23 protein-coding genes are annotated in these 19,012 nt (G+C 40.4%); 10 read left to right on the top strand and 13 right to left on the bottom strand.

The features are described from left to right. The first annotated feature begins 48 nt into the window (after positions 1 to 48). From rsgA to AB6T38_RS12035, 4 genes are all read left to right on the top strand, one after another. Positions 49 to 1,080, top strand: a complete 1,032-nt coding sequence (rsgA, locus tag AB6T38_RS12050; protein WP_372547555.1) for a small ribosomal subunit biogenesis GTPase RsgA — start codon at positions 49 to 51, stop codon at positions 1,078 to 1,080. A 156-nt stretch (positions 1,081 to 1,236) separates the two neighbouring features. Beyond that, positions 1,237 to 2,097 (top strand): archaetidylserine decarboxylase, encoded by an 861-nt coding sequence (asd, locus tag AB6T38_RS12045; protein WP_372547554.1) that lies wholly within the window; start codon positions 1,237 to 1,239, stop codon positions 2,095 to 2,097. Positions 2,098 to 2,102: 5 nt separating this feature from the next. Beyond that, a complete protein-coding gene (locus tag AB6T38_RS12040; RefSeq protein ID WP_372547553.1) occupies positions 2,103 to 2,969 on the top strand; it encodes a DMT family transporter in 867 nt (288 codons plus the stop codon). 35 nt (positions 2,970 to 3,004) lie between these two features. Beyond that, a complete protein-coding gene (locus AB6T38_RS12035) occupies positions 3,005 to 3,709 on the top strand; it encodes a glycerophosphodiester phosphodiesterase (protein WP_372547552.1) in 705 nt (234 codons plus the stop codon). Here the strand turns inward: AB6T38_RS12035 and AB6T38_RS12030 are convergent. Then, on the bottom strand, positions 3,699 to 4,103 hold the full coding sequence (locus AB6T38_RS12030) for a MerC domain-containing protein (RefSeq protein WP_348491535.1): 405 nt from the start codon (positions 4,101 to 4,103) through the stop codon (positions 3,699 to 3,701). The genes AB6T38_RS12035 and AB6T38_RS12030 overlap by 11 nt on opposite strands. A gap of 189 nt (positions 4,104 to 4,292) precedes the next feature. Between AB6T38_RS12030 and AB6T38_RS12025 the strand changes: the two genes are divergently transcribed. Further along, positions 4,293 to 4,463 (top strand): hypothetical protein, encoded by a 171-nt coding sequence (locus AB6T38_RS12025; protein WP_372547550.1) that lies wholly within the window; start codon positions 4,293 to 4,295, stop codon positions 4,461 to 4,463. Positions 4,464 to 4,502: 39 nt separating this feature from the next. Here AB6T38_RS12025 and AB6T38_RS12020 read toward each other — a convergent pair whose 3' ends face one another. From AB6T38_RS12020 to gpmM, 6 genes are all read right to left on the bottom strand, one after another. Beyond that, entirely contained in the window at positions 4,503 to 4,904 is a 402-nt protein-coding gene (locus AB6T38_RS12020; RefSeq protein ID WP_372547549.1) for a hypothetical protein, read from the bottom strand. Next, positions 4,901 to 5,239 (bottom strand): VOC family protein, encoded by a 339-nt coding sequence (locus tag AB6T38_RS12015; RefSeq protein WP_372547548.1) that lies wholly within the window; start codon positions 5,237 to 5,239, stop codon positions 4,901 to 4,903. The genes AB6T38_RS12020 and AB6T38_RS12015 overlap by 4 nt, the downstream gene beginning before the upstream one ends. A 166-nt stretch (positions 5,240 to 5,405) precedes the next feature. Next, a complete protein-coding gene (locus AB6T38_RS12010) occupies positions 5,406 to 6,344 on the bottom strand; it encodes a DUF808 domain-containing protein (protein WP_372547547.1) in 939 nt (312 codons plus the stop codon). Positions 6,345 to 6,371: 27 nt separating this feature from the next. Beyond that, a complete protein-coding gene (locus AB6T38_RS12005; RefSeq protein WP_372547546.1) occupies positions 6,372 to 7,166 on the bottom strand; it encodes a divergent polysaccharide deacetylase family protein in 795 nt (264 codons plus the stop codon). A gap of 37 nt (positions 7,167 to 7,203) precedes the next feature. Next, complete coding sequence (locus AB6T38_RS12000; RefSeq protein ID WP_372547668.1) at positions 7,204 to 8,286, bottom strand: murein hydrolase activator EnvC; 1,083 nt, start codon at positions 8,284 to 8,286, stop codon at positions 7,204 to 7,206. Positions 8,287 to 8,379: 93 nt separating this feature from the next. Further along, entirely contained in the window at positions 8,380 to 9,915 is a 1,536-nt protein-coding gene (gene gpmM, locus AB6T38_RS11995; RefSeq protein WP_372547545.1) for a 2,3-bisphosphoglycerate-independent phosphoglycerate mutase, read from the bottom strand. 250 nt (positions 9,916 to 10,165) lie between these two features. On the opposite strand from gpmM, the gene AB6T38_RS11990 reads away from it, so the two are divergent. Genes AB6T38_RS11990 through gpsA form a run of 4 tightly spaced genes read left to right on the top strand, consistent with a single transcriptional unit; the run spans position 10,166 to position 12,418 of the window. Then, a complete protein-coding gene (locus tag AB6T38_RS11990) occupies positions 10,166 to 10,591 on the top strand; it encodes a rhodanese-like domain-containing protein (RefSeq protein ID WP_348491528.1) in 426 nt (141 codons plus the stop codon). 18 nt (positions 10,592 to 10,609) lie between these two features. Continuing rightward, complete coding sequence (gene grxC, locus AB6T38_RS11985) at positions 10,610 to 10,867, top strand: glutaredoxin 3 (protein ID WP_372547544.1); 258 nt, start codon at positions 10,610 to 10,612, stop codon at positions 10,865 to 10,867. 25 nt (positions 10,868 to 10,892) lie between these two features. Further along, a complete protein-coding gene (secB, locus tag AB6T38_RS11980; RefSeq protein WP_372547543.1) occupies positions 10,893 to 11,396 on the top strand; it encodes a protein-export chaperone SecB in 504 nt (167 codons plus the stop codon). Positions 11,397 to 11,404: 8 nt separating this feature from the next. Next, positions 11,405 to 12,418 (top strand): NAD(P)H-dependent glycerol-3-phosphate dehydrogenase, encoded by a 1,014-nt coding sequence (gene gpsA, locus AB6T38_RS11975; protein WP_372547542.1) that lies wholly within the window; start codon positions 11,405 to 11,407, stop codon positions 12,416 to 12,418. Between the two features lie 16 nt (positions 12,419 to 12,434). Here gpsA and trmL read toward each other — a convergent pair whose 3' ends face one another. From trmL to AB6T38_RS11955, 4 genes are all read right to left on the bottom strand, one after another. Continuing rightward, positions 12,435 to 12,899, bottom strand: a complete 465-nt coding sequence (gene trmL / locus AB6T38_RS11970) for a tRNA (uridine(34)/cytosine(34)/5-carboxymethylaminomethyluridine(34)-2'-O)-methyltransferase TrmL (RefSeq protein WP_372547541.1) — start codon at positions 12,897 to 12,899, stop codon at positions 12,435 to 12,437. Between the two features lie 102 nt (positions 12,900 to 13,001). Further along, the gene (locus tag AB6T38_RS11965; RefSeq protein ID WP_372547540.1) at positions 13,002 to 13,988 is read right to left on the bottom strand and encodes an alpha/beta fold hydrolase; all 987 of its coding nucleotides are present in this window, start codon (positions 13,986 to 13,988) and stop codon (positions 13,002 to 13,004) included. A 91-nt stretch (positions 13,989 to 14,079) separates the two neighbouring features. After that, the gene (locus AB6T38_RS11960) at positions 14,080 to 15,480 is read right to left on the bottom strand and encodes an ATP-binding protein (RefSeq protein ID WP_372547539.1); all 1,401 of its coding nucleotides are present in this window, start codon (positions 15,478 to 15,480) and stop codon (positions 14,080 to 14,082) included. Beyond that, positions 15,477 to 16,172: a response regulator gene (locus AB6T38_RS11955; RefSeq protein WP_372547538.1), complete on the bottom strand. Its 696-nt coding sequence runs from the start codon at positions 16,170 to 16,172 to the stop codon at positions 15,477 to 15,479. Before AB6T38_RS11955 ends, AB6T38_RS11960 begins: the two co-directional genes overlap by 4 nt. A 211-nt stretch (positions 16,173 to 16,383) precedes the next feature. On the opposite strand from AB6T38_RS11955, the gene AB6T38_RS11950 reads away from it, so the two are divergent. Further along, complete coding sequence (locus tag AB6T38_RS11950; protein WP_372547537.1) at positions 16,384 to 17,205, top strand: Spy/CpxP family protein refolding chaperone; 822 nt, start codon at positions 16,384 to 16,386, stop codon at positions 17,203 to 17,205. Positions 17,206 to 17,252: 47 nt separating this feature from the next. Here AB6T38_RS11950 and AB6T38_RS11945 read toward each other — a convergent pair whose 3' ends face one another. Both AB6T38_RS11945 and argE read right to left on the bottom strand, forming a co-directional pair. After that, positions 17,253 to 17,672, bottom strand: a complete 420-nt coding sequence (locus tag AB6T38_RS11945) for a methylglyoxal synthase (protein ID WP_372547536.1) — start codon at positions 17,670 to 17,672, stop codon at positions 17,253 to 17,255. An 18-nt stretch (positions 17,673 to 17,690) separates the two neighbouring features. Then, entirely contained in the window at positions 17,691 to 18,851 is a 1,161-nt protein-coding gene (gene argE / locus AB6T38_RS11940; RefSeq protein WP_372547534.1) for an acetylornithine deacetylase, read from the bottom strand. Positions 18,852 to 19,012: the final 161 nt, after the last annotated feature.

The raw sequence follows: 19,012 nt of genomic DNA, 5'->3' as shown, positions 1-19,012 counted from the left end.
TGACGTTAACATGTATGAGTCTAACGAGCCAAATTAAGTAAAGTAAACGTGGCAAAAAAACCAAAGTTAACTAAAAAGCAAAAACGTCAAGTCTCTACAAATCGCCAAAAAAGGCTCTCTACCAAAGAGTCTTATCAAAACGATGAACAATTAGCTGATAGCCGTCAAGGACGGGTGATTGGACGTTTTGGAAAACACGCTGACGTGCAAGATGATTCGGGGGAGGTAACCAAATGTCACATGCGCCGCACAGCGGGCAGCGTAGTATGCGGAGACAAAGTTGAATTTCGTCCTGGCAAAGATGCCAATGAGGGCGTGAATGGCATAATCGAATTGGTCCACGACCGAATGTCGGTTCTCACTCGACCCGATTTTTATGATGGGGTGAAACCAATTGCTGCCAACATAGATCAAATTATCATTGTCAGTTCGGTTTTACCTGCCCTATCGTTAAATATTATTGATCGGTATTTAGTAGCTTCGGAAGATGTGCAAATTCAGCCCATTTTGCTGTTAAATAAAATTGAAATGTTAGATGCAGACGAGCGTAAAAGAGTAGATAAAGAACTGCAAATATACAGAGACATTGGTTATCAAGTACTGTTAACCAGTTGCAAAACTGGCGAAGGCATTGATCAACTTAAAGGGATTCTGACAGAAAAAATTAGTGTGTTTGTGGGTCAATCAGGGGTAGGCAAGTCAAGTATTGTTAATCAATTACTGCCAGATGCAGATGAAGCTATTGGTGACATTTCTGATAACTCAGGCTTAGGCCAACATACGACCACTGCAGCAAAAATGTTACATTTCCCTGGCGGCGGTGATCTCATCGATTCACCTGGGGTACGAGAGTTTGCACTTTGGCATCTTCCTGTAGAAAAGGTCACCTCTGGATTCATTGAATTCAGAGATTACATTGGCGGGTGTAAATTTCGAGACTGCAAACACCTAGATGATCCAGGATGCATCATTAAACAGGCGGCCTTAAACGGTGAAATAGCAATGCAGCGCTATGAAAGCTACCATAAAATTTTATCTTCAATGGAAGACAATCGGCCAAACCGCGCAATCCCAAATTAAATGTAATCATTTGTTTCCACAATTGCCTGCAAAGCCCCTATAAATGGGGATTTTTCTACTCCACATCAAAATGGCATGAGTTAGACCGACTCATTATCAGACTAAAATAATAATATACGATACAATTAGTTGGTCGAAATTACGGAGGCTCCGGTCTTGATCAATTGGTTCAAAATAAAGTTACAATACATATTACCTAAACATTTAGTTTCCAGACTTGTGGGTAAGTTGGCATCTGCCGAAGCCGGTGGATTAACCACCGCATTGATTAAGTTATTTATTAAACAATTTAACGTTGATATGTCTGAGGCGAAATTTCCTGAGCCCGATCATTACCGCACATTTAATGAGTTCTTTACCCGCGAATTAAAAGAAGGTTTACGACCAATTTGTGATGATCCTAAACAATTAGCCATGTCTGTTGACGGCACCGTAAGTCAATTAGGCGACATTGATTTTGATACTATATTCCAAGCTAAAGGCCACAATTACAGCTTAACGGCATTGTTAGGCGGCAACCCTGATATTGCAGCCCCTTTTCAAGGCGGTAAGTTCGCTACTATTTATTTATCTCCCAAAGATTACCATCGTATTCATATGCCTATGGATGGCGTATTAACAGATATGATTTACGTACCCGGAGAGCTGTTCTCCGTTAACCCCCTTACCACTCAAAACGTCCCTGGGTTGTTTGCTCGTAACGAGCGTGTAGTTTGTATATTTGAGTCTAATCACGGTAAGTTTGCGATTGTCCTAGTGGGTGCCACTATCGTTGCTAGTATTGAAACCGTTTGGGCTGGCACTGTCACTCCACCTCCTGGCCAAAACGTGCAACATTGGCGTTACCCCAAAGATAGTGAAAACACCATTACCTTAGCCAAAGGCGAAGAAATGGGCCTGTTTAAACTGGGCTCTACTATCGTTGCTTGTTTTGAACCTGAGATGGTCGAATTCAATGGTCAATCTAACGGTGACACAACACGATTGGGTGAAATTTTCGCCACCCTGAAAGACTAAGATATATGCACCCAGTTAAACGAAGTCTATGGTCTTTGCACCTAACCGTAATCTTGTTAGGTGCTACAGCACTAATGTCTAAAATAATTCCCCTTTCGGCCACTGATATTACATTTGGCCGCTCGGTGGTTGCTTGTATCGTATTAGGCCTAATAGTTAAGCTCTCTGGTAGCAGCTTACGACTGAACAGCCTTAAAGATTACGGGGTTGCTTTGGCCCTAGGTTTGTTAATGTCGGCACACTGGGTTACCTATTTTGCAGCAATGCAATATTCCTCGATATCGGTCGGCATGATTGCGCTTTTTACCTTCCCCGTTATAGCGGTGTTATTAGAACCCTTCTTTGAAGGTATTCGCTTAGTATGGCAGGATGTTGTCAGTGCAATTGTGGTATTTATAGGGATTTTCCTGATTGTTCCTGAAATTTCATTGCAGAATGACGTAACTTTAGGAATTTTAATTGGCATGCTATCTGCTGTACTTTATGCACTTAGAAACCTATGCCATCGAAAATATTTTTCTCACTACTCTGGATCCCACGCTATGGCTTATCAGACGTTAGTGATTTTAGTTAGCTTATTGTTTTTTGTATCAGACGATTTTTTCACAGCCAACAATGAAACTTACATGTGGTTAGTGGTGTTGGGTATCTTTTTAACTGCCCTTCCCCATGCTTTAATCGCCACCAGCTTAAAACACCTACGTGTAAAAACCTTTGCACTTGTGGCTTGTATGCAACCATTTTATGGCGTAATTCTAGCTATTATCGTGCTCGATGAAAAACCTAATTGGCAAACTTTTCTTGGTGGTGCACTGGTAATTTCGGCAGCAATCTACGAAACTGTAAACGCCCAAAAACTGCATCGCAAATAGTCTTTTTTATAGGGCTGGCGATTAATGGATTTAACGTGTTTATATATGCCCATCGTGGTGCCAGCGCACTAGCACCGGAAAACACCCTATTGGCCCTCAGAACGGCAATATCTCAGCAAGCTGATGGCATTGAATTTGATGTCTTTCAGCATCAAAATGAATTCATATTAATCCATGACCGTTGGCTGCACCGCACCACCAATGGCATTGGTAACATAGACTCATTACTCCTCGAACAAATTAGAAAGCTCGACGCAGGAGCCGGTGAAACAGTGCCCACTCTGTTTGAAGCCCTGCAATGTATTGGTCCATCTTGTCAAATAAACATTGAATTGAAAGGTGTGAGAGATGTTCCACTACTGTTGAGGTACGTACAGGATGCCTGCAAAACCTTGTCTATTCCACGTACCCATATTTTATATTCTTCATTTGATCATCACTTATTGAAAGCCATCAAAGCTATTTCTAAAAACACTAGAATAGGTGCTTTAACAGCCAATAAACCCCTTGATTACGCCCGCTTCGCTGAAGATTTGCAAGCTGAGTTTATAAATGCAGATGTGACTTTTGTGGATAAAAACTTTGTTTACGATGCAAAACAAAGAGGGCTTAAAATGGGTGTTTACACCGTAGACCAGCCAGAAGATTTACTTCGATTAAAATCATGGGGAGTGGACGCTGTTTTTTGCAATAATCCACTCAATGCTCGGTTAGCCCTTGCGGATTTGACTAGTGACTAGATTCACAATCGTGACAGGTGTGACAACTTTTACATAGACGAATATTGGCAACATGAGCTGCAACAATGAGCAATGCTCCTAAACCAATAGTGAAAGGCTCATAGGCTTCACCAAACATATCTTTATTCCAATAAATCAATCCACCTAAAAGCAGGCTATAAATTGGATACAATTGTCTGTGATAACGATAAAAACCAAAAAGAAGAGCCCAAAAACCGATAATCATCGATAAGGTAAGAATCGTTTTTTCAAACCAATCCTGCGCAAAAAAGCTCGCGCCAATAAATGGTATTAGAGGGATTAGAATAGGCAACAGCAAACAATGCAAAGCACAGATACTGGACGTCCAGATCCCTACTCTATCCATTACTGATTTATTTTCAGATGTTGCCATTACGCTAATTAATCCTCTATTCATATGGAAATTCAGTTCAGTGTCGAACTTTAATTAAGGTATAAAGATCCCATATCTATCTCTACCCTAGTAAAATCGGGACGTTATAGTATAACATTTCCCCAAAAATGCAACCGTTATTAATTTTTTTTATGGGTTTTATTTGTAGCATGGCCTTTAGGCCGTGGAATGTCTGCACTAACCACGAGGCTTGTAGCATGGCCTTTAGGCCATGGAATACCTGCACTAACCACGGGGCTTGTAGCATGGCCTTTAGGCCGTGGTATGTCTGCACTAACCACGAGGCTTGTAGCATGGCCTTTAGGCCGTGGCATGTCTGCACTAACCACGGGGCTGTAGCATGGCCTTTAGGCCATGGGATCTATTTCCGGGAATGCGTTAATCGCCTAATAAATCTCGTAATTTTTGTTCTGCGATTTGGGCTGGCGTTAACGGTTGAACCGCACTTTCTGTGGTTGGTTTTGCATTGGCATCGTCCTCTGGTTCATCACCAAATAAAGCTGCCAATTGCGCTTTCGCCCTTTGTGCTTTATCGTCATTCGCTACTTTAAAGATTGCACCGGAAGCTGAAAAGTAGTCACAAAAGTTGGCCTTTTCGGTATCACTGACTTGTTCGGCTCTAGGTTCATTGCATCCCCCACGGCCATCATAATCTTTACACATTTTGCACACATGCTGATCAGCACCGCAGTTAGCACACTCTTCTCGGCGAGACATGGGGAAGATAACATCTGTAAGATTATGGCCACATTTCCAACAAGTTAATTGGCTAGTACTCATTGGTGTTGATCGAACATAATGACATTGCCATCAGGGTCTTTTACGATGCAATGAGTTGGACCAGACTCCCCTTGGCTGTCGGTTGCAATGGGATAACCACTTCTACGAATATGAGCTTCAATTGCGCGCACATCTGTGGGGTTGAAAGTAAGAATATTCTCTTCGAACATACCTTCAAATAAACCTATGACCGTAGTGTCTTTTTGTAAAATCAACCATTTGTCTTTAATGCTTCCGCATCCTTCATGGGTTTCGAAACCAAGCATGTGATAAAATGCCTGTGACTTGGCAATGTCTTTTACTGTTAAGCTAACTGAAAACTGTCCTAATTCCATAATAAAGACCTCATTGGTAACTAAGGGATTTATGCTCACAACAGTGCTGTTATGAGCTTTAATCTAAAGCTCAGTATAGTCGCCCCGTTTACACAATCCATATAGGTAAAACAAAAAATACGCGAATATTTACAGGATTAACAAGTGAATAGACTATTACGTATTTCTATTCTGATTTTTTTAACTTAGTTGCAAATGTAACGAGTAGCATCACCACTCCACCAGCCAATACGCCAGTTAATCCTTCTAGAAGAATAGGTGTGAAGCTTTGGCTCATACTGCCTAATAGAATTTCAAGCCAAGCTACAATGTCATGAACAACATGATGTATAGCTGGGATACTATGTACTAATATCCCACCACCAACTAAAAACATGGCAGCGGTACCTACAATGGCAAGGGTTTTCATCAGCATTGGGGCAAACATTAACAACCATCTACCTAATGTACGCTGAACAGTGTCGAAACTTCCACTTAACGATTTTCTAAGAAAATACAGACCTAAGTCATCTAGTTTTACAATGCCAGCCACTAATCCATAAACACCGACAGTAATAAGCAACGCTAATCCAGACACTACAGCAAACTGAGTCATGAAGATTTCATCTTTTACAGTGCCCAATACAATCACAATAATTTCTGCAGAAAGAATAAAGTCAGTTCGAATAGCGCCTTTAATTTTATCTTTTTCCAAAGCAACAAGATCCACATTGGGGTCAGCTAGCGCTTTTAGTTTTTGCGCATGCTCAGCGTCTAATTCTTGTTTTGAATGGAAAAATTTATGAAATACCTTTTCAAACCCCTCAAAACTTAAATATAAGCCTCCGATAACCATCAAAACGGTAATCAACACGGGGAAAAAAGCACTAATTGCCAAAGCTGCTGGCACTAAAATAAGTTTGTTGAGGAACGACCCTTTTGCGACAGCCCACACGACCGGCAGTTCACGTTCAGCTTTGACACCGGAGACTTGCTCAGCATTTAGGGCAAGATCATCTCCTAGCACCCCTGCAGTTTTTTTCGCTGCTACTTTCGAAAGAACAGCAACGTCATCAAGAATAGTGGCAATGTCGTCGATTAAAGCAAGTAAATTAGAAGCAGCCATAGTTATTCCTTGTTATCTGCTTTGTGGTTATCCAAGTTCAACTGAAACTTGTTGTGGCGCAACATTAACCGGTTGGTTAACCGCTAATTGTTGAGTGTGCAAAAATTCACTAATGGTGACAAGTTGTACGTCTTGTTCATCAAGTGATGGCAATTTTTTTTCTAAATAAGCGATGGTTTGTGGATAAGGGTGAGCAATACCAACGGCATAACCGTACTTTCTTGATAATTGAATTAATCGTTGAAACTGAACATCAATTTCTTTCGGCTGTTCATCGTTATCTAAAAAAACATTTCGACGCGCACTTAGCACACCATTTTGTTGCGCTATTTTAAAAGCTTTACTGTATCGCGTCGTTCTACTGTCGACAAAAAATAATTGATGCTGAGCTAAAAATTCCATAGTGACTTTCATGGGCACTGTTAATTGTGTCAATTTACTTCCCATATGGTTATTCACACCAATTGCATCGGGCACTGTTGCTAGTGCCTGCTGAAGAGTCTGACGGATAGACTCCGCCGACATTTCGGCAGTAAGAGCTCCAGGCCCAAGGCGCTTTCCTGCTAAGGATTCCATTGGGATGTGTAACATAACATCTCTGTTTTGAATGGCGGCTTTATGAGAGTACTTTTCAGATAAATGGGTTAGTGGCAGTATTGAAAATGCCACTTCTTTAGGTAAGAGGAAAGCTGCTGCATCACGCTCAGTATTCCCCATGTCATCTATTATCAGTGCTATTTCCCCTGCAAGCACTGGCGCAGCGGCAATATTCAGCAACACGAATAAAATAAATTGACCTAAGGGCTTGGTAATATAATTCACTTTTTATAATTCTTTATTTACTGCTTTTTAAAGGATGTTATTTCTTAAGCCATTGACTAGGGTTAATTGGCGTGCCCTTGTGACGAATTTCAAAATATAAGTTAGGACTACTTTGGCCACCACTTTGACCGACTAAGGCAATTGTTTCACCGCTTTGTACAGTGTCTCCAACTTTTTTAAGTAACGCTTGGTTATGACCATATAAACTCATATAACCATCACCATGGTTTAATACTGTCACTAGGCCAAAACCGCGAAGCCAATCAGCATATAACACTCTTCCTGCATGCACCGCTCTTACTGGTGCGCCCGTGTTACCATTGAACAAAACCCCTTTCCATCGTATTTGCCCTTGTCTGATGCGACCAAACATATTCCGCATCTTACCTTGAGTGGGTAAATTTAACTTACCTTTAAGGCTAGCTAATCCAGTTAATTTGACAGGACCTTGTTTGGCATTTCGTTCAGCTTCTTCAATTGCTTTTAATAAAGCTTGTTCGTTAATTTGTAGTTGTTCTATTTTCGCTGCTTCAGAATCAATTTGTTTTTCAATCTTACTTAACGTAACTTGCCGCAATTCTTGCTGCTGTTCTAGCTGGATATGTTGCTGAGTTTGTTCTTTTTCTAACACTTCTAATTGGTGCTGCTTGTTTAAAAGCTGTTCTGATACTTCTCGCAGCTCAATCACTAAATTCCGAAATGCATCAATTTGCTTTTTTCTCGCTTCGGTTAAATAACGATAGTAACTCAAAGATCGCTCCATTTTAGACGCATCTTCGAGATTAAATAACATCTTTGCGAAATCATTTTCGCCAACCATATACATACTTTTCAGTTGATTTGCTAAGGCTTGTTGCTGTTGCTTTACTTGGGTTTTTAACGATGCTTGCTGACCAACTAGTTCTTTGCGTTGACGCTGATTGCTGTTTAATTCCTGGCGGGTTCTTTCGATATTTTTAACCGTTTGAGCGATATTAAGCTCGGCGGCTTTTAGTTGCTGTTGTAATTGTTTTGCCTCAGCAAGTTGCTTTTCGATTTGCTGCTGCTTTTGCTTTATTTGCGCCTGTATATCTTTTAACTCTTCAGATTGCTGAGCTATTGCAAGGGCGCAAATACCCACTGTCAACGAAATACCAATCACTGCTAAGCGCAGCGATTGGCATAAATTTCGAAAAGCAATCATCTTAAATTGAGCGCAGAGTTAATTGAAATATCAATTTTTGAGAGTCACTATGGGTTTACCTGTCATTTCTTTTGGCTGCTCCATGCCCATTAAATGTAACATGGTAGGCGCTACATCACTCAAGGTACCGCCAGTACGAACATCCGCGTCTCGGCCTACGTAAATAAAGGGCACCAACTCGCTAGTGTGAGCCGTATGTGCTTGTCCTGTTTTTACATTAACCATTTGTTCAGCGTTGCCATGGTCTGCGGTAATCAGACACTCGCCACCGACCTTCTTGAGAGCTTCAGTAACTCGACCAATACAGGCATCAACGGCTTCAACAGCTTTTACCGCGGCTTCATAGACACCTGTGTGTCCCACCATATCACCATTTGGGTAGTTACAAATGATGGCATCGTATTTACCGGACTCAATAGCTTCAACCAGCTTGTCGGTTAGCAACTTTGAATTCATTTCTGGCTGCAAATCGTAGGTTGCCACTTTAGGAGAAGGGATTAAAATGCGCTCTTCGCCTTCATATTCATCTTCACGGCCACCGCTATAGAAAAACGTAACATGTGCATATTTTTCTGTTTCAGAAATACGCAACTGAGTTTTATGATGTTGCGCTAACCAATCACCCATTACATTTACTAAAGGCTCTGGTGGGTAAGCTGAAGGGGCATCAATGGAGTCTGCATACTGAGTTAACATCACAAAATTTAAATTTTTAGGGCAATAATCACGCTCAAAACCAGTAAATTCTGACTCAACAAATGCTCGGGTGATCTCTCTTGCTCTATCTGCTCTAAAATTCATGAAAACGAGTGAATCGCCGTCTTCAACTTTAACGGCCTCACCAATACTTGTAGGCTTAACAAATTCATCTTTTTCATCACGCTCATAAGATGCTTCAAGTGCTTCTACTGCTGAATCATACTGATACTCATTTTTGCCCTGGGAAATAAGCTCATAAGCAGCTTGAACGCGATCCCAGCGCTCGTCTCTATCCATGGCATAATAACGACCAACTAGGCTTGCCGTTTTTCCCACGCCAAGGGTTTTAAATAGCTCATCAGCTCTTTCCAGTGACGCTTTTGCACTCTTTGGCGCTGTATCTCTGCCATCTAGAAAACAATGTAAATATACTTTTTTAGCACCTTTATGAACTGCCATTTTTACCATGGCAAACAAATGGTCTTCATGACTATGTACGCCACCTGGTGATAAGAGCCCCATAATATGCACAGCTTTGTCATTATTTACCGCATTATCAACACAAGAAGCCAAAACCTGATTACTCTCAAATTCATTGTCTTCAATGGCTTTACTAATTCGCGTAAACTCCTGATACACCACGCGACCTGCACCTAAATTAACATGGCCAACTTCTGAATTTCCCATCTGTCCAGGAGGTAAACCAACGTCTAGACCAGATCCAGAGATAAATGTATTGGGATACTCCTGCACCAACTTATCTATTACCGGCGTATTGGCGTTAGCAATGGCGTTCTTATCAGTATCTTCGCGATGTCCCCATCCATCCAATATAAGCAGTGCTAGCGTCTTTTTCGCGTTGGGCATAAGTTGCTCCTGTATAATTTTTGACAAAATAAATAGTAAGAATAACGTTATCTATCGAATTTTAATGGATTCTAAACACATTCTTAGGGATAGATTAGCGACAGTTTATCCTGTGAACATCATCACTTAAAGTGTATTTATGAGTTAAGTTATAGCTGAATTGCAGATTCCACCTAGCAAGGACTGGTTTCTGCAAAGATTTTCTATATACTTTGCACTCTTTTTTCTACGCCAAGGGGCCGAAGTAGTAATGGATCAAATTATTGAGTTTGTTGGAAACCATCCTTTTTTGTCTGCTGGTTGGGTAGCACTAGTAGTATTAATTTTATATAGCTATGTGGCAGGAGCCTTATCTCCAGTCAAAGAACTTAGCACCCACGAAGCGACAATTTTGATGAATCGACAAGATGCTGTAGTGTTAGATACTCGCCCAGCTGCCGAGTTCAATAAAGGCCATATTTTAGGGGCCAAACAAATTAAATCAGAACAACTTAATAACGCTGATTTCGGAGCCCTTGAAAAATATAAAGACAAACCCATTATTGTAGTATGTGCCATGGGTATGACAGCCAAAAAGACAGCATCAGCATTGTTGAAAGCCGGTTTTAGTCATGCCACAGTGCTAAAAGGTGGAATGAACTCGTGGCAGAGCGCAAATCTGCCGGTTTCAAAATAAACTGATTTAAGGCTAACAATGAGTAAAGTTGAACTTTATACCAAAGGTTATTGCCCTTATTGCCATCGAGCAAAGGCATTACTAGCAGAAAAAGGCGTTGCATTCGATGAATATCGAATTGATCAAAACCCAGATCTTCGTGACACCATGATTACCCGCGCGAATGGCGGTTATACCGTTCCACAAATTTTTATTAATGACCATCATATAGGTGGTTGTGACGACATGTTTGCACTTGAGTCACAAAATAAACTAGACAATCTACTTAGCGTATAACGCAGTAAACTAAGGAAAATTTAACATGGCAGATGATAATCAAGCTAACCCGGCTGCTGAGCAAGATCCTCAACAAAATGCACAATTTGCAATTCAACGTGTTTATACAAAAGACATTTCTTTTGAAACTCCGAATTCTCCAGCGATTTTCAAAAAAGAGTGGAAACCTGAAATCAAACTGGATTTAGATACTAAAACAGTTGAACTAGAAACCAATCTTTATGAAGTTGTTTTATCGGTTACCGTTACGGCTAGCTTAGGCGAAGAAACTGCTTTCCTTTGTGAAGTGCAGCAAGCAGGTATATTCATGATTGGTGAAATGCCTGAAGCGAATAAAGCGCATACTTTAGGTTCATTCTGCCCGAATACATTGTTCCCTTATGCAAGAGAAACCATTTCTAATTTGGTTAACCGAGGTACTTTCCCTCCATTGAACCTTGCTCCGGTTAATTTTGACGCGATTTTTGCTGCATATATGCAAAAGCGTGCTCAAGAACAACAAGGTCAAGCACAAAAACTTGACGCTTAATCATTGTAATGACAATGCTAAATAAGCAAAGTGTAACAGTATTGGGGGCGGGGTCGTATGGCACCGCTCTCGCATTTTGTCTTGCACGTAATGCCATAAAGACGTATTTGTGGGGTAGAGACACCGCTCAAATGCAACAAATGCAATCCTCTCGATGCAACCAACGATATCTCCCTGATGCGACATTTCCCGATGCGTTGGAAATTAGTTTAGAGCTTGCTTCGGCTATTGGCAAAAGCCAAGATATTCTAGTCGTTGTGCCTAGTCACGCTTTTGCGCAAACTCTTAATGCAATTAGACCTTTTATAAGCAATCAACATCGTTTGATCTGGGCTACTAAAGGCCTAGAACCAAAAACCGGCCGATTACTTCAAGAGGTAGCAGAGGAAATTTTAGGTCATGACATTCCCCTAGCGGTGCTTTCTGGACCCACATTTGCCAAAGAAATGGTGGCGGGCTTGCCTACGGCAATTTCATTGTCATCCACAGATGAACAACTCACTGAAGAATTTAGTGCAAAGCTGCATTGTTCCAAAAGTTTTAGGGTGTATAAAAATCCCGATTTTATAGGTGTGCAATTAGGTGGCGCAGTTAAAAACGTCATTGCTATTGGTGCAGGCTTGTCTGATGGTCTTGGGTTTGGCGCTAACGCACGAACTGCACTCATTACCCGAGGTCTTGCTGAACTGACTCGCCTAGGTCTAAAAATGGGTGCCAAGCCTGAAACCTTCATGGGCATGGCAGGGTTGGGAGATCTTGTACTTACCTGTACCGATAACCAATCACGAAACAGACGTTTTGGCCTAGCTTTGGGTACGGGAAAATCGGTACAAGATGCGATTGATAGTATTGGTCAAGTTGTAGAAGGTTATCGAAATGCTGAGGAAGTTAAAATTTTAGCCGATAAACTTGCGGTTGAAATGCCCATTACTGAGCAGATTTATCAAGTGCTATATCAAGGTAAACCGGCTAAACATGCGGCCCTCACTTTATTAGGTCGCGAGCCAACAGTAGAAGGTTAGTAAACCTAACCTTCGTTTAAACCGCCCCTTCAAACCCCAATTGACGCCAAGACTCATACACAAATACCGAAACCGCATTAGATAAGTTCATACTTCTACTCTTAGCTAACATCGGGATTCTTAAACGTTGTTCCGCAGGCAACCCTTGAATAACCTCGTCCGGTAAACCTCGGGTTTCGGGACCAAATAACAACGCATCACCTTTTTTAAAATCTGCTTCAGCAAAATTTTTAGTACCCTTGGTCGTGCAGGCAAATATTCTTTGGGGGTTTTCTGAGTGCATATAGGTTTCCAAATCTGCATGGCGTTTCACCTGGGCAAACTCATGGTAATCTAATCCAGCTCGACGTACTTTCTTATCATCCCAATCAAAACCCAATGGCTCTATCAAATGCAGTTCATAACCGGTGTTGGCACACAAACGAATGATATTTCCGGTGTTGGGAGGGATTTCAGGTTGATATAAAACAATACTAAGCATAGGTAATCTAAGGTCGAAAAAATAGTCCTGTAAGTGTATCAAATAATACGTGCTCAAGAAGCAGCAACTTAATTATTTTAGAAGATAGGCCTGGGCACTGACCTAGCTAACAAATCTCAAGATTGCCCGAAGAGATTGGTCACGAATATCTTCGCTTTCCATAAAGATCTCATGTTTGGCATTTTCAATTTGCATAAGTTTGCAGTTCAACATTTTTAATGCTACTTGGGTCTGTTTAGCATTATTAACCACACGATCATGTCCAGCCTGAATCAATAATACAGGAATAGTAATTGCTGCCGCGTGTTTGTGGATATAGCTCATTGCTTTATAAGCTTGTTTAAGCCAATTAGTTGTTACCCCACCAAGCTTAACCTGAGGCGTTGCTTGGTAGATATCGCGAAAAATTTTATATCTTTGTCGGCAATGGGTTAATTCATTCAATTCAAACGCCTTGGGGTTATATTTAGATTGCCCCATAAAATACCAAGGGGATTTTCCAAAAAAAGCATTAATGGCTAAGTAGCTCTCAATTAACAAGCAACTCAACCATTTAGGTAAAACAGGACGAATACCAAACATCGGAGCCGACATAATGCATTTTGCAAAGTCTCCGGGGTGAGCTATTAGGTACAAACTCGAAATGGCAGCGCCCATTGAATGACTAAGTAAAATTGGTTTTTGTACACTTTTAGGACGAATAACTTGATCATAAAAAAGCTTAAAGTCGGACACATAATCAGCAAAGTCATCCACGTAACCTTTTTCAGGATCATCTAACATTCTTCCTGATAACCCTTGCCCACGATGGTCATGAATGAAGACGCTAAAGCCCGCATGATATAAATTGAACACCAGTTCTTTATATTTTAATAAGGTTTCGATTCGTCCCGATGAAATGGCTATGCTACCTAGCGGTTCAGGGTTAATCACATAAGCGTAAGCAATTCGCACCTTATCTTGACCCATAAAATAGCCGCTGGTAACTTGGTTCTGCCAAAACGGTTCAATATATTGTTGATTTCGCTTTTCTATCAAATTTTCCGATTCAGAAACTTGAACTTCTTCTCTTATGTTTTGTGTTAACAATTCACTCACTCACCAAGATGATTTATACTGCAATATTCTTTGGTATCGACCTAAAAATATAATTAATTATTAATCTTGCCTCAAATGTCTTTTAATATTGGTTAATAGGTATCGTGATATTAACCGTTAACCCTCCATCTTCAGAATTAACTGCCGTCACTTCGCCACCATGTACTTTTACAGCCTGTTTGACGATGGCTAAACCTAACCCTATTCCACCCGTATCTCGATTTCGAGAAGCGGACAGTCGGTAAAAGGGTTTAAACATATCTTCCAAATCTGAATTTGGTACGCCCTGCCCATCATCTTTCACTGTCACTTGGAGTCTAGTAGTGAGATTAGAAATTGACACTTCAACTTTAGTAGAACAATATTTTATGCCATTGCTAATTACGTTACCTACTGCACTCTTTAAAAGGTTTGGATAGCAATATAGCGTAAGCTCAGGAATGTCGCCCAAAATGAGTTCTTTTCCACTATTTTGAGCTTCAAAAGCGGCATCATTAAACAGTTCAGTAAAACAGTTTTTCAAACTAACTAACTGTCTATCTTCAACGGCAACATCTGCTTCTAGTCTGGAGAGGCGCAGCACTTGGCCAATCATTGAATCAATTTGCTGTGCTTCTTTTTCAATTCTCAACAGCTGTTTTTCAATGGCGTCAGGAAGCTGCTCTTTTTGGTTTTGTGCAATACCTATAGCAAGTTGTAATCTTGCTAAAGGTGAGCGCAGTTCATGGGAAATATCTGCGACTAACCTTTTTTGCCCTCCGATTAAATCTGAAAGTCGTTGGGTCATGGAGTTAAAATCTCTTCCCAACTCACCGATTTCGTCACCTCTTTTCGATGCAAATCCCAGATGCTGAGTTAAGTCTCCACTTGCTACTTTTCTCGCACTTTTTTGCAATTGACGGATGGGGCTAAGTAACGACCAGACAAATAAAGCACAAAGGCTACCGCTGACTAAGAGCACGCTAACCGCCAGTGCAACAGGATTAGTGCGAATCAATTGTCTAACGAGATTAGGGGGACGGGGTTTACCTGCAAACAAGAAATAATTTTGCTCGTTTAGCGTAATTTCAAAAGGACCAAAGAAGTTACCTGAAGTCGTTCGGATCATAAATGGCTGCGACTCATTCATCAGCTCCAAGAAAGGCTCCTCTAAAGGCATCATCTCTCTTGGAAAACCATAAATGAAACGTTTGCTTTGTTGTTCAACCAATAATAAAGCATCTTTGTTTCTTTGACCTGCTCGGCCTAATAAGCGATTTAATTCTGCATCGGGGAATCGCTCAGCATTTAGCTCAATACGGCTAGCTAATTTCTCAATACGGTTAATATTATTGTCGTTTAGCGGCTTAATTGAATAATCAGAATGAGTTTGTTTAGCTAACCATGCGCCAACAACCCCTAACAAAATAGCCGCCAACCAAAACCATAAGAAAGTCTTACCAAATAGGCTATTTATCGGATTTAGTTTTCTAAATATTCTCATTGTTCAATCACGTACAAGTAGCCCGTTCCTCGTACCGTTTTAATTTTTTCTGCATCACTGTGTTGCATCAATTTACGTCTGATATTGCTCACATGCATATCTATACTGCGATCGAAAGCCATTAGTTTTCTCCCTAAGACTTTTTCACTGATATCATTTTTACTCACAATTTGCCCTGCGTTGATCATTAATAAATGCAAAATTAAAAACTCAGTAGCAGTAAACTCTAATACATTACCGGCACACTCAACGCTCTGTGTATTTGGGTTGAGGGCCACATCATCTATTTGTAGTCGCTGTTGAGAACTCGAAGCGGGTAAATAGTCCATGCGTCTAACAATTGCTTTGATCCGAGCAGAGAGTTCTCGGTGATTAAAGGGTTTTGGCAGGTAATCATCTGCCCCTAGCTCTAAACCAAAAATTTTATCAAAGTCATCACCCTTAGCTGTCAACATGAGTACTGGGGTTAAATGACTTGTTCTTAACCGCTTTAGTACTTCAAAACCGTCCATTTTAGGTAACATAACGTCGAGCAAAATCAAATCGTAATGCTTAGCACTAATTGCTTTCTGTAATCCAGACTCTCCGTCATTAGCCTGATCTATTTCATATCCCTGCGGTGACAAATACTCTATCAACAAGTTGCATAGTTCTTTGTCATCATCAATAACAAGTAGCGATTTAGTTTGCATGTAACCTCATTTATTCTTTTATGCCTTTGGTACATTATGATAAGGATTGTAAGCCTCCGGCTATTCAAGTGACAGCCGAATAGAACACTATTTACACAAGCTTTACATTGGCCAGACACATCTTTGCATTGACGTCACTATAATGTTTATCACGTTAACGACAAGGTCTAAGTCGTTATTTTGTTAAACTAATAACCAAAAGGTGATACACATGAAAAGGAAACTATTTTTAACTCAAGCGCTTATTACCATAACAGCTATTTCTGCATTTGCCATTCAAGCACATGAGCGTCAAGAGCCTCCCATGCGTGCAGTACTTCAAAAGTTAGATTTAACTGACCAACAGAAAGTTGATGTTCGTACCATCATGAAGCAAACCAGAGAAGATGGAAAAATTTATCATCAAGATCTGAAAGACATTAAAGATCAGCTAAAAAGCTTAATTAGAACTGCTGAATGGGATCAGGAATCTGTAGTCAGTTTATTAGAAAGAGAGCAAGAAATTAAGGCACAACTTGCACTAGATACAGCCACACAACGTAATGCTATCTGGAATACGCTTACCTCTGAGCAACAACAAAAGTTGAGTGCTATGAGTGAAAAGGGCAAAGATCGCAAAGGCAAAGGTAAGAAGGGCAAGGAAGGGAAAAGAGAAAAGCATCACTCTCCAATGAAAATGTTCAAGAGACTGGATTTAACGGAAGAACAAAGTGCCAAGATTAAAGCCTTGTTTGAAACTCAAAAAGCAAGCATGGAGTCTCAGCGTGAAACCGTTAAAGGTTATCGCGACCAGGCACAGAAAATTGTGAGAAGCGAGTCATTTGATCAAGCTGCATGGTCGGCTGTTAGTCAAAAACTACAAGCTGCACAATTGCAAATGTCAACTGATATGTCCAATGTACGCCATCAAATCTGGAACATTCTGGATGAAGATCAACAGGCTAAAATGGCAAAAATGGATGATAGAAGAGGACATCGAAAAGGTGGTGAAAAACATGATAGAAAGAGACGTCATCAAGACAACGAACTCTAATTATCATGTCTACCTAAAACAGGGTTGTTGAGTGGATTAAACCCCTCTTAATAATCAGGTACATTTCGCAAATATTCGTCGCTGTCAAACAGCGGCGAACTAATAATTAAATCCGCAGTACAGCGATTACAAGCTACTGGCAAATTCCAAACCGAACATAATCTTAGTAAGGCTTTTACATCTGGATCATGTGGAGCTGGGTTTAATGGATCCCAGAAAAAGATCAAGCAGTCTAGTTTACGCTCAGCAATTAACGCTCCAATTTGTTGATCACCGCCTAATGGACCACTTTTAAAACGATGAACCGTTAAGTTTAAACTCTCTGATATCAAGCCACCTGTTGTGCCAGTTGCCACTAAATTGAATTGTTTTAGTTGCTCAATGTGAGCGCGACTCCAATCTACCAATTCAGCTTTCATATGATCATGTGCAACTAAAGCAATGGTCTTTTTATTTAACTTAGTCATAATATATATTTCCTAGTTTTATTTTGCCTGCGCGTTAAAGCACACATGTTTTATCATATTTTTCAACAAGGTTACTGTGGGATTTACATATTCTAAGGAAATAAATTCATCGGGCTGATGGGCTTGATTGATACTCCCAGGACCTAACACTAAGGTATCGCAGCCCAATTGATTGATAAAGGGCGCTTCGGTTGCATAATTAGCATTAGTCACTTTAAAGTCAGTTAACTTTTCAGCCAAGGCGATAATATCGTGTTCATTTTTGCAGGAAAACGCTGGCGCCGTTGGATACATCAACTGCATGTCTACCCGCTCAGGATAAGCTTGCTTTACAGGTAGTAATGCTTCATCAATTAACGCGATAGCTTCTTCATCACTTAAACCTGGTACACAGCGAACATCAAAATTCAGTTTGCAATGGCCACAAATTCTATTTTCACCATCTCCGCCATGAATATGTCCTAAGTTCATCGTTGCCTGAGGAACCGTAAAACTTTCATCCCGATAGTTTTTGGCAAGTTGATCACGCAGCGTCAGTAGTTGCTGAATTGCCATTTGCATTATTTCGATGGCATTAACCCCCTTATCAGGGTCACTTGAATGACCGGCTTTACCTGTAATATTGAGGCTTTGAGCCATATGTCCCTTATGTTTGCCTATGGGTTTCAGTTCCGTCGGCTCACCAATGATAGCCATATCAGGTTTAATTAACTGTTGCTGGGCAAAAAACCTAGCTCCCGCCATAGAGGTTTCCTCATCAGCGGTAGCCAAAATATACAATGGTTTTTGCAGTTTATTCAGAGGAATATCTTTAAGCGCTTCTAAAATAAATGCAAAAAATCCTTTCATATCGCAGGTCCCTAGACCATACAAAACATTGTCTTTTTGTTTTAACGTGAAGGGGTCACTATTCCACTTTCCTTCATCAAAAGGCACCGTATCTGAATGGCCGGCTAACAGTAAGCCGCCCTCTCCTGTCCCTAGTTTAGCCAGTAAATTAAATTTATTACGCGCTTCTGGTACTTTTTGAATAGAAATGCTGAAGCCTAAACCAGAAAAAAGATTCCCTAAGTAATCAATTAACTGACGATTGCTCATATCTAGATTTTCATCTATTGCGCTTATAGTAGGTATGGAAATGATTTTTTCATAAACTTCTAAGAAAGTTAAATTTGGCATAAAAACCTTAAAATATAATTATTCACTTTTGTTGCATATTTATAACATTGATGGCATGCTACGTCTATGCAATGAAGAACCAGTATTAAACTGATTATTAAACCTTAGCGATCAATTTCAGTGCATAATGCCTGAAAATTGACGAATAGAGAATAAATGGA

This window comes from Aliiglaciecola sp. SL4 (genome assembly GCF_041538045.1).
Classification (GTDB): Bacteria; Pseudomonadota; Gammaproteobacteria; order Enterobacterales; family Alteromonadaceae; genus Aliiglaciecola.
This window is presented reverse-complemented; position numbering and strand designations above follow the sequence as displayed.